The organism is Stenotrophomonas sp. NPDC077461, from assembly GCF_049545475.1.
Taxonomy (GTDB): domain Bacteria; phylum Pseudomonadota; class Gammaproteobacteria; order Xanthomonadales; family Xanthomonadaceae; genus Stenotrophomonas; species Stenotrophomonas nematodicola.
Genome location: NZ_JBMWDO010000009.1, coordinates 47,101 through 64,122, shown reverse-complemented (window position 1 = coordinate 64,122; position 17,022 = coordinate 47,101). Strand labels below are relative to the sequence as shown.

Here is a 17,022-nt window from a genome sequence, read left to right as displayed (position 1 = left end):
CGTCAGGCGTCAGGCGTTAAGCAGAAGCAGGGCGTGCGGCGTTTTGGTTGTCCCGGGGCAGGCGTGTCCCGCAGCCCTGGGGTACGGGTACCCAGCGCGGGAACACCTGAAACGCTGCAGTTGCCTTCGCTTCGGTGCTTCGGTGCTTCAGCGCTTCAGCGCTTCAGCAGGCGCACCAGCCGCGTGCCGCTGGCGCGGTCGTGCCAGGTCAGACGCTGGCGGTCGAGCAGGGCACACCACAGGCCCAGCCCCCCGAGCAGTACCGAGAGGGTGCCCACGCTGTAGCGCAGCCAGAGCTGGCGGCGGGTGGGCGGCGTTCCGTCGGTGTTGACCACCTGCAGCCGCCACGGCCGCATGCCCAGCGTCTGGCCGCCGCGACGCCAGCTCCACGTCGCGTACAGGCCGGTGACCAGCCAGCAGCACAGCCACAGCAGCCATTGCAGCGTACTGAACGGCGCGATGTTGTCGCGCGCCGCGTGCCCGGACAGCGTGTAGCCGGCCACGAACAGCGAGCTCACCAGCATCCACAGCGCCAGCGCCGGGAAGAAGTCGTACAGCAGTGCCAGCAGGCGCCACAGCAGCAGCGAGGCGGGGCGGGTCGCGGCGGGAGCATCGGTGGTGGTGGCCATGCCGCGAGCATACCCGGGCATCGGCCCGGCGTGGATGGCCGGCGCGCGCCGCGCTCCGTATGCTGATGGCATGTCCGATGTCTCCACCCCGGCGCAACGTCGCCAGCTGGTCCAGCACCTGCCCGCGCTGCGCGATGCCGATGCCGCGGTCATTCAGCATTTTCTTGACACGATCTGGGCCGAACAGGGGCTCGCGCGGGCCTCCCTGGACAGCTACCGGCGCGATCTGGAAGGGCTCGCGCGCTGGCGTGACGGGCGCGCCGGTGGCCTGGCCGCGATCGACCGTGCCGGTCTGTTCGATTACCTGGCGTGGCGCGCGCAGCATGGATGGTCGCCGCGCAGCAACGCACGTCTGCTCTCGGCCCTGCGCGCGTTCTTTGCCGATGCCGTGCGTCGCGGCCGGCGCGCCGACGATCCCACCGCCCTGCTGGACCCGCCGCGCCTGCCACGGCTGCTGCCCAAGGCCCTGGCCGAAAGCCAGATCGATGCGCTGCTCGATGCTCCCGACATCGACGATCCGATCGGCCTGCGCGACCGGGCCATGCTCGAACTCATGTATGCCGCCGGCCTGCGCGTCAGCGAACTGGTGCACCTGCCCGCCAACGCGGTCAACCTGCGCCAGGGCGTGCTGCGCGTCACCGGCAAGGGCAGCAAGGAGCGCCTGGTGCCACTGGGCGAGGAATCCCAGCATTGGCTGGAACGCTACCTTGCCCACTCGCGCCCGCGGCTGGCCGGTGGGCGCAGCGTGCCCGGCGGCCAGGACGGCAGCGTGCCGATGTTCCTCGCTCCGTCCCTGCAGCCGCTCAGTCGCCAGCAGTTCTGGGGGCTGGTGAAAAAGTATGCCGCCCTGGCCGGCATCGACCCGGTCCGGATCAGCCCGCACGGGCTGCGGCACAGCTTTGCCACCCACCTGCTCAACCGCGGTGCCGATCTGCGCGCGCTGCAGATGCTGCTTGGCCACAGCTCGCTGTCCACCACCCAGATCTACACCCTCGTCGCGCGCGAGCACCTGCAGAAGCTGCACGCCCGGCACCATCCGCGCGGCTGACCCGCCCCCGGCGTGCAACGCATCACTGTTCCGCTGCCGTGCAGCCGGGCGACGGCCCGGCTATGCGAGAATCCCGGACCTTCTTTCCTACCGGATCGCGCCATGCTCCGAGTTGCCATTGCCGCCCTGTTCGGCGCGCTCAGCCTGACTGCCTGCGCGCAGCAGCCCTCCGCGCCGGCTGCCAAGCCCGCCGCGTCTGCCCCGGTGGCCGGCGGCAGCGCCGAGCAGCGCGTACGCACCGCCCTGCAGCAGCTGGACCCCAAGTTTGCCCCGGACTTCATCGGCGCTGCACCGTTCGCCGGGTTCCGGGAAGTGCTGGTGGCCGGCCAGGTGCTGTACGTCTCCGATGACGGTCGCTACCTCATGCAGTCCCAGCCCTACGACATCCAGAACAAGGCGCCGGCCAGCAGCCCCGGCCTGCTGGCGTACCGTCGTGGTCTGCTGGACAAGGTGCCGCAGGGCGAGCGCATCGTGTTCGCCGCGCCCAACGCCAAGTACACCGTCAGCGTGTTCACCGATATCGAATGCGGGTACTGCCGCAAGCTTCACCAGGATATCGCCGAGCTCAACCGCAACGGCATCACCGTCGAATACCTCGCCTTCCCGCGCATGGGCCTGGGCAGCCAGGATTACACCGACATGATCTCGGTGTGGTGCGCAGCCGACCGCAAGCAGGCGTTGACTGCCGCCAAGACCGGCAAGCCGGTGCCGGCCAGGAGCTGCACCAACCCGGTGGCCATGCAGTACACGCTCGGCCAGCAGATCGGCGTCAATGGCACCCCGGCGATCTTTGCCGCCGATGGCACCCAGCTCGGCGGCTATGTGCCCCCGGCGCAGCTCAAGGCCGCGCTGGAACGCATCTCGGCCGGCGGCAGCCGCTGAAACAACAACGCCCCGGCATGACCGGGGCGTTGCCGTTGCGGGGCCGGCCGAGGGTCGGCCGGCGACCGGTCAGTTCAGGCCGTCGCTGATCGCCTTGGTCAGCGTGCCCTGCGCGTCATCGCCGCTGAACTCCCAGAAGAACGCGCCGCCCAGGCCCTGGGCCTTCACGTAGCCCATCTTCTCGGTGACCATCGCCGGGGTGTCCACGCTCCAGAACGTGGTGCCGTTGGAGATCCACGTGGCCTTGGCCGTGGTGTCGGTATAGACCGGCCAGGCAAGGTTCTTGAGCACCTTCCAGTCTTCGATCCCGGCTTCGTACGTGCCCGGTGCCGCGCCGCTGGCGCTGCGGTACAGGCCGTTGTTGCCGCTGGCCACGCCGGTCCAGCCGCGCCCGTAGTAGCCGATGCCCAGGTTCAGCTTGCTGGCCGGTACGCCGCGGCTGATGAAGGCCTCCATCGCATCGTTGCTGTTGTAGAACTTCTGGTCGCCCGTGGAGGGGTCGGCCGGCGAGTCGAACAGCGCCGAGTGATGGTTGGTCTGCGGGTCCCATGCGCCGTGGAAGTCGTAGGTCATCACGTTGATGAAGTCCAGGTACGGGTGGAACGCGGCCGGATCGGTCACCCGGATCTTGTCGATACCCGCGCCCACCGCTACGGTCAGCAGCAGCCCCGGCCGCACCGCGTCGAGCTGACGGCGGAACTCGGCCAGCAGTGCCGTGTAGTTGGCGTTGTCGGCCGGCGTGCCGCAGCTCAGCCCGCAGGCCACCGGGTACTCCCAGTCGATGTCGATGCCATCGAACACACCGGCGGCCGCGCCCACCCCACCGGCACCGTCGGTGACCGGCAGGTTGCCCTTGATGTAGGCATCGATGCACGAGGCCACGAAGGCCTGGCGGTTGGCCGGCTGCGCCGCGCTGGAGAAGCCGCGCGACCAGGTCCAGCCACCGAGCGAGATCAGCACCTTCACGTTCGGGTGCTTGGCCTTGAGCTGCTTGAGCTGGTTCCAGTTGCCGCGCAGCGGCTGGTCCCACGTATCGGCGCTGCCGCTGACACTTTCGCCGGCGCCGAAGGCCTTGGTGTAGTCGGCGAAGGCATCGCCCCCCACGCCGGTGTTCGGATCGGAGGCCTGGGTGACGCCCACTTCGCAGCGGTTGTTGCGCACGTTGCCGAAGGCGTAGTTGATGTGCGTCAGCCTGGCCGCCGCACCGCTGGTGTCGATGTTCCTGACCCGGTAGTTGCGCCCGTAGATGCCCCACTGGGTGAAGTAGCCGATCACCCGCTTGGTGCCGCCGCCACCGCCGCCGGCCGCCGTGGTCACGCTGATCGATGCGCTCTGCGCCGAGGCGTTGCCGGCGTTGTCGCGTGCGCGGACCGTGTAGGTGTAGGCCGTGCTCGCCGTCAGGCCGCCGTCGGTGTACTGGGTGGCGCTGGGCGAACCCACCAGACCGCCGTTGCGGTACACGTCGTAGCCGGCCACGCCGCTGCCGCCGCTGTTGTCGGTGGCTGCGTTCCAGGTCAGGTTGACCGTGGTGGCCGTTTTCGATGGCGATGCCAGGCCGCCGGGCACGCTGGGCGGGGTGGTGTCGTTGCTGGCGGCGGTGACGGTCACGCTGACCGTGGTCGAGGAGGTGACCGCATTGGAGTTGTCGGTGGCCACGGCCTTGAGGGTGTGGCTGCCGGCCGCTGCATTGGTCCAGGTCACGCTGTACGGCGCGCTGGTGTCGATGCCCAGCGAGGTGCCGCCGCGGAAGAACTCGACCTTGCTGATGCTGCCGTCGCTGTCACTCGCATTGGCGCTGACGGTGATGCTGCTGCCGGCGCTGAAGCTGGCGCCATTGGCCGGCGAGGTCAGGCTGACGCTCGGCGGCTGGTTGCCGCCGCTGCCGTCGCAGGTGCCCAGGTTGGTGTAGTAGGGCGCGCCGGCCGGGTGATCCGGCGGGGCGTTCCAGATGTCCTGGTTGGCCCGGTACAGCACGCCGCCCTTCTGCAGGGTGGACCCGGCCAGGTAGATGGCGGCCGGGTTCCATTCCGGCACGCCGGTACAGCTGGCGGCCTGGGCCAGGGTCGGCGCGCCGGCCGCGGCGGCCAGGGCCAGCACCAGCAGCCAGCGGGCATGGCCACGTCGGGCCGGGGGAGATATCGATGTCACTGCACTGCGCACTATCGGGTCCTGCATGGGAATTCTCCGATCAGGTGGTGGGCGCATGGCGCCGGGTTGGCGCCATGCGTGCAGCAGTCCGGGGCCGGTGAGAGAGGCCGGCGACAGCAGTGGGGGCGGACGGGGCCCCGGCCGGAAGGCGCCCGGCCAGGTGGTGATAACGTTGTCATGCATTCGGCCGACAATCCGTGAACCAGTGCATGGTTCAGCCGTGAAGACGCAGGGGGCCGCTCCCCCGGCCGGGCGGGTTCCGGCGGTGGACTTGGGTACAATAGTGGGCCCCGTCTCCAACCACGGTTCCCCGGACATGATGGTCCTCGAGGGCGCATCCGCCCTTTCGCCGTTCCGCCGCGAACGTCTTGAATCCCGCCTGCAGTCCCTCACCGCCTCCCTGCGCATCGCCGGTGCCTGGCATGTCTACTTCATCCAGACCGAGGGCGATGCCGCCCCGGACCCGGCGATCCTGAGCCGGATCCTGGAAGCCCAGCCGACGCTGGCCGGGCAGGAAGAGGGGGCCGTTACCCGCTTCGTCGTGCCACGCCTGGGGACGTTGTCGCCCTGGTCGAGCAAGGCCACCGAGCTGGTCCGCGGTGCCGGGCAGCCGATCCGCCGCGTCGAGCGCGGCCTGCGCATCGATCTGGTCGGCTGGCCGGCCGACGCGGCCACGGCCGAGGCGGTGGCGCGCGTGCTGCACGACCCGATGACCCAGTCGGTGCTGGACAGCGCCGATCAGGCCCAGGCGCTGTTCACCGCGCCCGCCCGGGGTGAGCTGGAGCGCATCGCGCTGGATGACCTGGAAGCGGCCAACCGCCGCCTCGGGCTGGCGATGGCCCAGGACGAGATCGACTACCTGCGCGAGCGCTTCGGTGCGCTTGGCCGCAGCCCGTCGGACGTGGAACTGATGATGTTCGCGCAGGCCAACTCGGAGCACTGCCGGCACAAGATCTTCAATGCCAGCTGGACCATCGACGGTGCCGACCAGCCCCACTCGCTGTTCCGCATGATCAAGAACACCCACCAGCAGACCCCGCAGCACACGTTGAGCGCGTACAGCGACAACGCCGCGGTGGTCGCCGGCTTCCCCGCCGCGCGCTACCGTCCGGACCCGGCCACGGGCGAGTACCGCAGCGAAGCGGTGGTCGATTCGGCGTTCTGCATCAAGGTGGAAACGCACAACCACCCGACCGCGATCGCGCCCTTCCCGGGCGCGTCCACCGGCGCCGGCGGCGAAATCCGCGACGAGGGCGCCACCGGCCGCGGCGGCAAGCCCAAGGCCGGCCTGACCGGCTTCTCGGTCTCGCACCTGCGCATCCCGACCCTGCCGCAACCGTGGGAAGCGCCGCGCGCGCTGAACCCGCGCATGGCCCCGGCGCTGGACATCATGCTGGACGGCCCGCTCGGCGGCGCCGCGTTCAACAACGAGTTCGGCCGTCCCAACCTGCTTGGCTACTTCCGCAGCTTCGAGCTGCCCGAAGGCGAGGGCCTGACCCGCGCCTACGACAAGCCGATCATGCTGGCCGGTGGCCTCGGTGCCATCGACCAGGTCCAGGTCGAAAAGCTCAGGCTGCAGCCGGGCGACGCGGTGATCGTGCTCGGCGGTCCGGCGATGCTGATCGGCCTGGGCGGTGGTGCCGCCAGTTCGGTGGCCTCGGGCGAAAGTGCCGAAGACCTCGACTTCGCCAGCGTGCAGCGCGACAACCCGGAAATGGAACGCCGCTGCCAGGAAGTGATCGACCGCTGCGTCGCGCTGGGCCTGGACAATCCGATCCGCTGGTTCCATGACGTCGGCGCCGGTGGTCTCTCCAACGCGATTCCCGAACTGCTGCACGACTCGGGCGTGGGCGGCGTGATCGACCTGGGCAAGGTGCCCACCGACGACCCGTCGCTGTCGCCGATGCAGCTGTGGTGCAACGAATCGCAGGAGCGCTACGTGCTTGGCGTGCCGCAGGCGCGCCTGGCCGAGTTCGCCGCGCTGTGCGCGCGTGAGCGCTGCCCGTTCGCCGCCGTTGGCGTGGCGACCGCCGAAGAACGCCTGGTGGTGGCCTACGGCGCGACCGTGGACAACATCCCGGCCGACGCGCCGATCGACCTGCCGATGGACGTGCTGTTCGGCAAGGCGCCGAAGATGCACCGCGATACCGTTCACCCGGCGCCGCCGCGCTGGCCGGCGCTGAAGACCGCCGGGCTGGACCTGCATGACGCCGGCCTGCGCGTACTCGCGCATCCGTCGGTGGCGTCCAAGAACTTCCTGGTCACCATCGGCGACCGCAGCGTTGGCGGCCTGACCGCGCGCGAGCAGATGATCGGTCCGTGGCAGCTGCCGCTGGCCAACGTCGCCATCACCCTGGCCGGGTTCGACACCGTGGCCGGCGAAGCGATGGCGATCGGTGAGCGCACCCCGCTGGCGCTGCTGGACGCGGCCGCGTCGGCACGCATGGCGGTGGGCGAAGCCATCACCAACCTGTGCGCCGCTCCGGTGGACGCGCTGGAGACGGTGAAGCTGTCGGCCAACTGGATGGCTGCGGCCGGCCACAACGGCGAAGACGCGCTGCTGTACGACGCCGTGCGTGCGGTGGGCATGGAGCTGTGCCCGCAGTTGGACCTGAGCATTCCGGTCGGCAAGGACTCGCTGTCCATGCAGGCGCAGTGGCACGACGCCGGTACCGCGCACAAGTCGGTCTCGCCGGTTTCGCTGGTGATCTCCGCGTTCGCGCCGGTGGCCGACGCCACCACCCAGCTGACCCCGCTGCTGGACCGCGATGCCGACAGCGAGCTGTGGCTGATCGGCCTGGGCGCCGGCAAACAGCGTCTGGGCGGGTCGATCCTGGCCCAGGTGCATGCCGACCACAGCGCGCTGCCCGCGTTCGCCGGTGCCGTACCGGACCTGGACGATCCGCAGCGCCTGCGTGCGTTCTTCGAGCTGATCCGTGACGCGCGCCAGGCCGGCCTGCTGCTGGCCTACCACGACCGCAGCGATGGCGGCGCATTCGCCGCGCTGTGCGAAATGGCCTTTGCTTCGCGTCTGGGCATGGACATCACCCTGGATGCCTGGGGCGATGATCCGTTCCGCAGCCTGTTCAACGAAGAACTCGGTGCGGTGGTGCAGATCGCCAAGGAAGACCGCGCCGCGTTCGCCGATCTGGTCGAGCGCCATGCGCTGACCGAATGCGCGCAGCGCATCGCACGGCCGACCACCGCGCCGGTGGTGCGGGTGTCGCTGCAGGGCGAAAGCCTGGTCGAGTGGCGCTGGGAAGCACTGTTCGATGCCTGGTGGTCGGTGACCCACGCCATGCAGAAGCTGCGCGACAACCCGGACAACGCCGACCAGGAGCGTGCGGTCGCGCGCAGCTTCACCGCGCCGGGCCTGAAGCCGAAGCTGACCTTCGACCTCAACGAGGATGTGGCGTCGCCGTACCGGGATGCACCCGTGTCGCGGGCGCAGGAGGGGCAGGAGCGGCGCATCAACATCGGCGCGCGCCCGCGCGTGGCGGTGCTGCGCGAGCAGGGCGTCAATGGCCAGATTGAAATGGCCAACGTCTTCGAACGTGCCGGTTTCCGCACCTTCGACGTACACATGAGCGACCTGATCGAAGGCCGCGTCGCGCTGTCGGACTTCACCGGGCTGGTTGCCTGTGGTGGCTTCAGCTACGGCGACGTGCTCGGTGCGGGCCGCGGCTGGGCCACCTCGGTGCTGGAGCGCACGGCGCTTCGTGATGCGTTCGCGGCGTTCTTCGCGCGTCAGGACAGCTTCGCGCTGGGTGTGTGCAACGGTTGCCAGATGATGAGCCAGCTCAAGGACATCATCCCGGGTGCCGAGCATTGGCCGCAGTTCCGCCGCAACCGCAGTGAGCAGTTCGAAGCGCGCACCGCCCTGCTGGAAGTGGTGGAATCGCCCTCGATCCTGCTGCGTGGCATGGCCGGCTCGCGCCTGCCGGTGGCCGTGGCGCATGGCGAAGGCCAGGCGGTGTTCGCCTCCGCCGTGGACCAGGCGGCCGCCCGCGTCGCGCTGCGTTACGTGGACGGCGATGGCAATGTGGCCAGCCAGTACCCGCTCAACCCGAACGGGTCGCCGGACGGCATCACCGGCCTGACCACCACCGACGGCCGCGTCACCATCATGATGCCGCACCCCGAGCGCACGCCGCGCGCGGTGAATCTGAGCTGGCATCCGGCCGAGTGGACCGGCGACTCGCCGTGGCTGCGGATGTTCCGCAACGCACGCGTATGGTGCGGATGATCAACCCTACTGTTGCGAATGGTTGCACTGTGAAAGTCGCATGAAGAAAGTCGCCGGTATCACCGGCGACTTTTTTTTGCGCCGCGATTTTCATCGCTGGCAATGAGTTACAGCGCGTTACATGGCCGAAATCCGTTTTCACGTGGTTTCACACTGTTATAACGAAATAACCGAGTATCGCGTCGAAAATGTGACGAAACACACGGTCATATGTTTTTCCACGTCAATGTCTTGACGGATTCGGCACGGTAAGTTAACACTGCATTCTCATTTCGACAGCGTTCAGTCAGCAGTAACCGCACGGAAAGCGAGCAACGCTGTACGTCTCTGCCTGCCGTTCGGCATAACGCAGTAAATCAAGCGAAAACGCCCCCAGGGGACGTTGGGCCACGCGGCCCGGCGTTGGCGTCGCTTTGCCTAAAACCAGCCTAATCAGGAGCCGTATCGATGAATCGGATTTATCGCAAGGTCTGGAACAAAGCACTGGGGCAGATGGTCGTCGCCTCGGAATTGGCCAGCAGCCAGTCCCCGGGGGGAGTCATCGATCAGCGCCGATCCACTGGCGGCCGCAACGCCACGTTGCTGTCGGCCGCCATCGCCTTGACGCTTGGCCTCGGCGCGGCTGTTGTCACGCCAACCGCCCGTGCGCAGTCGGTTGAAGTGGGGGGCAACGCGAACTGCGTGGTGCTCAACAGCAAGATCCTCGACAGCTGCGTGGTCGACGGCAGCGCCAGCGCCACCGGCACCAATGCGGTGGCCATCGGCAGCAGCAGCACCGCGTCGGCGGCCAACAGCGTGGCGCTGGGCGCCGGCTCGCGCGCCAACCGCGCCAACACGGTGTCGGTCGGTGATGCCGGCAAGGAGCGCCAGGTCACCAACGTCGCGGCCGGCACCGCCGCCACCGATGCGGTGAACAAGGCGCAGCTGGACAAGGTCGCGGTCGCCGCCGAAGGCGCGACCCGTTACTTCAAGGCCGACGGTGACGGCAACGACACCGATGCGGCCCGTATCGATGGCGAGGGTGCGCTGGCGGCCGGCGCCAGTGCCACTGCAGAAGGCGACGGAGCAACCGCGTTGGGGCGCGGCAGCCAGGCGCTGGCCAATGCGACCACGGCCGTGGGCAGTGACGCGATCGCCGCCGGCCTCGGTGGCAGCGCCTTCGGTCAGAACGCACTGGCCTTGGGCGATGCGAGCACCGCCGTGGGGCAGAGTGCGGTCGCTGTCGGCCTCGGCGACGTCGCGCTCGGCGCGTCGGCCGTCGCGGCCAGCGAAAACGGCGCGGCGACCGCCATCGGCGGCCTGGCCGAAGCCAGTGCCGATGGCGCGACCGCTGTCGGTGGTGGCGCGCTCGCCATCGGCCTGGGCAGCACCTCGCTTGGCCGCGGTGCCGGCAGCGGCGGCGAAGCCTCCGTGGCGGTCGGCGCGTTCAGCGTGGCCGTCGGCGATTTCAGCGCCACCCTCGGCGCCAACTCCGCCGCCGTTGCGGTCGGCAGCGTGGCGCTCGGTGCCGGCTCCTACGCCGACCGCGTGGACACGGTGTCGGTCGGCAATGCCGACAACGGCCTGCGCCGGCAGATCACCAATCTTGCCGAAGGCACCGAAGCCACCGATGCGGTGAACAAGGCCCAGCTGGATGAAGTGGGCGCGGTGGCCGCCACCACCGACAAGTACTTCCAGGCCAGTGGCAGCGCCGACAGCGATGCCGGTGCGTATGTCGATGGCGACAACGCCACGGCAATCGGCGAAGCATCCAATGCACTCGGCAACGGCGCCACCGCACTGGGCAGCGGCGCCACGGCCGTGGCGCAGAACGCCACGGCGGTCGGCTACAACGCCGTGGCCAGCGGCCAGAACAGCGCGGCCTTCGGCAACAACGCACAGGCCAACGGCCCGGGCAGCGTGGCCGTCGGCGGTGCAGCAGTGGACGCCGACGGCAATCCGCTGATCACCAATGGGGGCGTGCCGGTGGATACCGGCGCCACCAGCGCCGGCGTCGGTGGCACGGCCGTTGGTGCCAGTGCCGAAGCATCCGGGTTCGCAGCCTCGTCCTACGGTGTCGGCGCATACGCAGGCGGTGCGCAATCGTCGGCGTTCGGTGCGGTCGCCAATGCGACCGGTGACTATTCCACGGCGGTCGGCACGCAGAGCGTGGCCACCGGCGCGAGCAGTACCGCCATCGGCGGTCCGGCCGATCTGCTGCCGGGGCTGGGCTTCTTCGTGCAGACCCAGGCCAGCGGCGAAGCCGCCACGGCCGTCGGCGCCGGCGCCATCGCCAGCGGCGATTACGCGGTCGCCAACGGCACCCTGAGCGAAGCATCGGGCACCGAAGCGACGGCGGTCGGCTACTTTGCCTATGCACCGGGCGAGGGAGCCTCGGCGCTGGGCGCGGAAAGCTGGGCCAGCGGCGACCTGAGCACCGCCGTGGGCTTCTACAGCACCGCGCGCGGCGCCAACAGCGTGGCGCTGGGGGCAAACTCCACCGCCACCCGCGACAACACCGTTTCGGTGGGCGATGTCGGCAACGAGCGGCAGATCACCCACGTGGCCGCCGGTACCGAGGCGACCGACGCCGTCAACAAGGCGCAGCTCGATGGCGTGGCGCAGGTCGCCAACGTCACCGCCAACCGCTTCAAGGCCAACGCCTCCGACGGCAGTGACGTGGGTGCCTTCGCCGACGGCGATGGCGCGCTGGCCGCCGGCGAAGCGAGCAACGCGCTCGGTGCCGGTGCCGCTGCGCTGGGCAACGGCGCCAGCGCGGTGGGCGATGACACGGTGGCCGTCGGTCGCAACGTGGCCGCCAACGGCAACGGCAGCGTCGCCATCGGTGGGCTCGGGCAGGCGTACGACGCGTACAACCAGCCGCTGGTCGATGCCGACGGCAACGCGGTCCTGGTCGGCACCACGGCCGTCGCGGACGCGGTTGCGGTGGGAGCCGGTGCACAGGCCACCGGTGCACTGAGCAATGCCTTCGGCAGCGGCGCGCAGGCCACGGGCGACAACAGCCTGGCTGGCGGCTACAAAGCCCGCGCGACCGGCGACTACAGCGTCGCTCAGGGCGACAACGCCTTCGCCAGCGGTGAGGAATCCACCGCGACCGGCGCCTATGCGTGGGCAACGGCAGACGGCGCGACCGCCTTCGGTGCGAGTGCGTGGGCCACCGAAGCCAATGCCACGGCCGTGGGCCAGTCGGCCTGGGCCAGCGGCACCGGTTCCACCTCCATCGGCTACAACAGCTGGGCACGCGGCAGCAGTGCCACCGCGCTCGGGCGTGGTGCGTTCGGCTATGGCGACAACAGCGTCGCGGTCGGCTTCCAGGCGTTGGGCAACAGCATCAACAGCATTGCCATCGGCACCAACGTGGTGGCCGGCGGCGAGAGCGCGATCGGCATCGGTGCCGGCAGCGCGGCCAGTGCCAGCAATGCGGTGGCGCTCGGTGCCGGCTCGGTGGCCGATCGTGCGTACACGGTGTCGGTGGGCAGCGATGCACGCCAGCGCCAGATCACCCAGGTGGCCGCCGGTACCGAAGGCACCGACGCGGTCAATCTGGACCAGTTGAACGCGGCAACCGACCAGTTCCAGGCCAGCGGTGATGGCGTGGCGGTGGCCGGTGGTGAAGAGAGCGTGGCCGCCGGTGCCAACGCCGCCACCGATGGCGACTACGCCACGGCCGTGGGCTCCAGCAGCTACGCCGGCGCTGACGGCGCCTCCGCGCTGGGCAGTGGTGCGTTCGCATTGGCCAACAATGCCAGCGCGGTCGGCTTCAATGCGCTGGCCAGTGCGGCCAACGCGGTTGCGGTGGGTGCCAACGCGCAGGCCACCGGCGAGTACGCCACCGCCAGCGGTGCCGAAAGCGAAGCCTCCGGCGAGCAGAGCACCGCCACCGGTGCGGCCAGCATCGCCTCCGGTGCCGGCAGTCTCGCCGGCGGTGCGCTGTCCGAAGCGGCCGGTGAAGAATCGGTGGCGCTGGGCTACTTCAGCACCGCCAGTGGCGAGGGTGCCACTGCGGTCGGTGCGGAGAGCGTGGTCAGCGGTACGCTCGCAGCCGGCTACGGCTTCGCCTCCGAAGCCACCGCCAACTACGCCACCGCGATTGGTGGCTATGCCGTCGCCTCGGCCTTCAATGCCACCGCGCTCGGCAGCTTCGCGCAGGCCACCGGCTCCAACAGCGTGGCCGTGGGTGGCGATGCCGAAGCCTCCGGCGCCTACAGCACCGCCACCGGCCAGGGCAGCCTGGCCAGCGGCACCAACAGCGTGGCCGTCGGTGGCGCCCTGTTCGGTCTGCTGCCCACCGAGGCCTCCGGCAACTATTCCACTGCCGTCGGTGGTGGGGCGTGGTCGCCGGGTGTGAACAGCACGGCACTGGGCAATGCAGCCACCTCCAGCGGCGCCAACAGCGTTGCCCTCGGCGCCGACTCCATCGCCGACCGCGACGATACCGTGTCGGTCGGCAGCGCCGACGCGCAGCGCCAGATCACCAACGTGGCTGCCGGCACGCAGGACACCGATGCGGTCAACGTGGCGCAACTGAAGGAGGTGGCAGCGGTGGCCGAAACCACCAGCAAGTACTTCCAGGCCAGTGGCAGCGACGACAGCGATGCCGGTGCACTGGTCGACGGCGACAACGCGCTGGCGGCCGGCGAAGCGGCCAACGCCATCGGTGACGGCACCACCGCGCTCGGCAGCGGAGCCAATGCGCTGGCGGACAACGCCACCGCGATCGGTGTCGATGCTCTGGCGACCGGCGCAGGTGCCTCGGCCATCGGCAGCAATGCCCAGGCCACCGGCGAAAACAGCGTGGCGGTGGGTACCGGTGCCAGCGCCAGCGAGCTGGGTGCCAGTGCGATCGGCACTGCGGCACAGGCCTCCGGCGCCTACAGCACCGCCACCGGCGCCGAGTCGATCGCCAGCGGCCAGCAGGCCACCGCCACCGGCTTCCGCAGCAGCGCCAGCGATGCCGGCGCCACCGCCTACGGCAGCTACAGCGAAGCCAGCGGGCGTCTGTCGGCGGCACTGGGCTACGGCGCCATCGCCTCCAGCAACCTGGCCACGGCGGTCGGCACCTCGGCGACCGCGTCCGGTGCCAGCGCGGTCGCGCTCGGCGAATCCAGCGAGGCTACCGGCGATGAAAGCGTGGCCATCGGCGGCTCGACCTTCTACGGTCTGCTGCCGGCACGCGCGTCGGGCACGGGGGCGGCGGCCTTTGGTGCCGGCGCATGGGCCACCGACGACTACGCCACCGCGATCGGCTGGAATGCATGGGCCGATGCGGCCAGCGCCACCGCGCTGGGTGAAAGCGCAGTGGCCAGTGGCGTCAACAGCGTCGCCCTGGGCGCCGGGTCGACCGCAGACCGCGACAATACCGTCTCGGTGGGCACGGCCACCGCGCAGCGTCAGATCACCAACGTGGCGGCGGGTACCGAAGGCACCGACGCGGTCAATCTGGACCAGTTGAATGCCGTGGCCGATGTGGCCGAGGAAACCAACCGGTACTTCAAGGCGTCGGGCAGCGGCAACGGCGATGATGTCGGCAGCTATGTCGACGGTGCCTACGCCACGGCGGCAGGTGAGGCGGCCAACGCCTTCGGCACCGGCGCATCGGCATACGGCAGCGGCGCGCTGGCGTCCGGCCGCAACGCGTCGGCCTCGGGCTTCAACGCGTCGGCCACGGCCGATTCGGCCACCGCGATCGGTGGTGCGCTGTACTACGAGGACGCCAACGGCAACGTGGTGCTCGACCAGGCCACCAGTGCCAGCGGTATCGGCGCCACCGCGCTGGGCGCCGGTGCACAGGCGGAGGGCGTGTTCAGCACCGCCACCGGTGCGGCCGCCACCTCGGCCGGGCTGCAGTCGGCCGCGTTCGGCTTCAGCGCCGAGGCGGGCAGCGACTACAGCACCGCCGTGGGCGCCTTCAGTGCCGCCACCGGCGTGCGTACCACCGCGCTCGGTTACGGTGCCGAGGCCAGCGGCGACTACGCTGCCGCGCTGGGCTGGGGCAGTGCCGCGTCGGGCAGCTATGCCAACGCGATCGGCTACGCGTCGCAGGCCAGCGGCGCCAACAGCCTGGCCGCCGGCGCCAACGCCTGGGCCACTGCCGCGCAGAGCACGGCGGTGGGTCAGCTGGCGTGGGCGACCTCGGCCGGTTCCACCGCATTGGGCCAGGACAGCTATGCCTACAGCGGCATCAACGCCACCGCGCTGGGCAAGAGCGCCTCGGCCAGCGGCGAAGGCAGCGTCGCGCTTGGCGCCGGTGCACGAACCAGCGAGGCCAACGTGGTCTCGGTCGGCGGCGGCAACGGCACCACCGGTCCGGCAACCCGCCGCATCACCAACGTGGGTGCGGGCGTCAACGCTACCGATGCGGTCAACAAGTCGCAGCTGGACAGCGTGGCCGCCACTGCCGATGCGGCAGGCAAGCACTTCCAGGCCAGCGGCAGCGGCGTCGCCACGGCGAGCGGCACCGACGCACTCGCCGCCGGTGCCGGTGCGACCGCCAGCGCGACCCGCAGCAGTGCGCTGGGTACCGCTGCGGTGGCGTCGGCCACCGGAGCCACCGCGATCGGCGCCGATGCATCCGCACGCGGCACCAACAGCACGGTGATCGGCCGCCAGGCCTCCACCAATGCGACCAACGGCGTGGCCATCGGCAACGGCGCCTTCGCCAGCAACGGTGCCAACAGCATCGCCATCGGCTCTGCGGCGGGCGTGTCCGGCGCCAACGCGGTCGCGCTGGGTGCCGGTTCGCGCGCGGTGGAAGCCAACGTGGTCTCGGTGGGCGGCGGCAACGGTACCGATGGTCCGGCCACGCGCCGGATCGTCAACGTCGGCGCCGGTCGCATCGCCGAGGGCAGCACCGATGCGGTTACCGGCGGGCAGCTCAACACCACCAACCAGCGCGTGGGCGCGGTGGAAACCCGCGTGGGCGATATCGACACCCGCATCGGCTCGGTGGAGAACGTGGCGGCCAATGCGCTCACCTATGACGACAGCAGCCGCGACACGTTGACCCTGTCCGGTCTGCAGGGCACCACGCTGGAGAACGTGGGCAACGGCTCGATCGCGTCCGGCAGCCGCCAGGCGATCAACGGCGGCCAGCTGTTCCAGTCGTTGAGCGATGCTGCCAGCTTCCTCGGCGGCGGTGCCAGTGTGGGCATGCAGGGCGTGTTCGTGGCGCCCAACTACGTGATCCAGGGCGCCAGCTACGCCAACGTCGGCGATGCATTGGGTGCGCTCGACCGCAAGGTTACCGAGCTTGACCAGCGCATGGCCGGCAGTGGCGGCACGGCAAGGGCACGCGGTGCCGGTGCCACGGTGGCCAGCGCCAGTCTGGCCACCGTGGAAACGGCCGTACCGCTGTCCAGTGATACGGCGCTGGCCGACGTGCAGGGCACGCCGACCGCCGCCAGCGTGGGCGGCAGCCAGGCCTACGTGGCACCGTCCGCCGCCGCCTCGTCTGCCGTGAACGCGGTGGCGATGGGCGAGGGCGCGGTTGCCAGCGGGGCCGCGTCCACCGCGATCGGTCAGGGGGCGTCGGCGACCGCAGCCAACTCGGTCGCGCTGGGCCAGGGCTCGGTCGCCGACCGCGCCGACACGGTCTCGGTCGGTGCCACCGGCAACGAACGCCAGGTCACCCATGTCGCGGCCGGTACCCAGGCCACCGACGCGGTCAACAAGGGCCAGCTCGACGGTGGCATCGCCAGCGCCAACAGCTACACCGACCAGCGTTTCACCACGATGGCCGACAGCTTTGACATCTACAAGGGCGAGATCGACCAGCGCCTCCGTCACCAGGATCGCCGCATCGACCGCCAGGGCGCGATGAGCGCGGCGATGCTCAACATGGCCACCAGTGCCGCCGGCGTACGCACGCAGAACCGCGTCGGTGTCGGCATCGGGTTCCAGGGCGGCGAATCGGCGCTGTCGCTGGGCTACCAGCGCGCCATCAGCGAGCGCGCCACGGTCACCCTGGGCGGTGCGTTCAGCAGCGATGACAGCTCGGTCGGCGTGGGTGCCGGCTTCGGCTGGTAAGCGTGTGGACGGGGCGGCACCGGCAGGGTGTCGCCCCGGGAAAT

At 70.2% G+C, this 17,022-nt stretch carries 6 protein-coding genes; 4 read left to right on the top strand and 2 right to left on the bottom strand.

The window, feature by feature from the left end:
- Positions 1 to 155: 155 nt before the first annotated feature.
- Positions 156 to 629, bottom strand: coding sequence for an RDD family protein (locus ACPEH8_RS15220; protein WP_423667329.1), 474 nt, complete (start codon positions 627 to 629; stop codon positions 156 to 158).
- Positions 630 to 699: 70 nt separating this feature from the next.
- Here ACPEH8_RS15220 and xerD point away from each other — a divergent pair, with 70 nt between their 5' ends.
- Positions 700 to 1,677: a site-specific tyrosine recombinase XerD gene (xerD, locus tag ACPEH8_RS15215; protein ID WP_166473630.1), complete on the top strand. Its 978-nt coding sequence runs from the start codon at positions 700 to 702 to the stop codon at positions 1,675 to 1,677.
- Between the two features lie 102 nt (positions 1,678 to 1,779).
- The gene (locus ACPEH8_RS15210) at positions 1,780 to 2,559 is read left to right on the top strand and encodes a thioredoxin fold domain-containing protein (RefSeq protein ID WP_017356283.1); all 780 of its coding nucleotides are present in this window, start codon (positions 1,780 to 1,782) and stop codon (positions 2,557 to 2,559) included.
- A gap of 69 nt (positions 2,560 to 2,628) precedes the next feature.
- Here the strand turns inward: ACPEH8_RS15210 and ACPEH8_RS15205 are convergent, their stop codons facing one another.
- Positions 2,629 to 4,734, bottom strand: a complete 2,106-nt coding sequence (locus tag ACPEH8_RS15205; protein WP_153164923.1) for a glycosyl hydrolase family 18 protein — start codon at positions 4,732 to 4,734, stop codon at positions 2,629 to 2,631.
- A gap of 289 nt (positions 4,735 to 5,023) precedes the next feature.
- Here ACPEH8_RS15205 and purL point away from each other — a divergent pair, with 289 nt between their 5' ends.
- The gene (gene purL, locus ACPEH8_RS15200; RefSeq protein ID WP_287248306.1) at positions 5,024 to 8,953 is read left to right on the top strand and encodes a phosphoribosylformylglycinamidine synthase; all 3,930 of its coding nucleotides are present in this window, start codon (positions 5,024 to 5,026) and stop codon (positions 8,951 to 8,953) included.
- Positions 8,954 to 9,400: 447 nt separating this feature from the next.
- Positions 9,401 to 16,978: an ESPR-type extended signal peptide-containing protein gene (locus ACPEH8_RS15195; RefSeq protein WP_423667326.1), complete on the top strand. Its 7,578-nt coding sequence runs from the start codon at positions 9,401 to 9,403 to the stop codon at positions 16,976 to 16,978.
- Positions 16,979 to 17,022 lie beyond the last annotated feature (44 nt).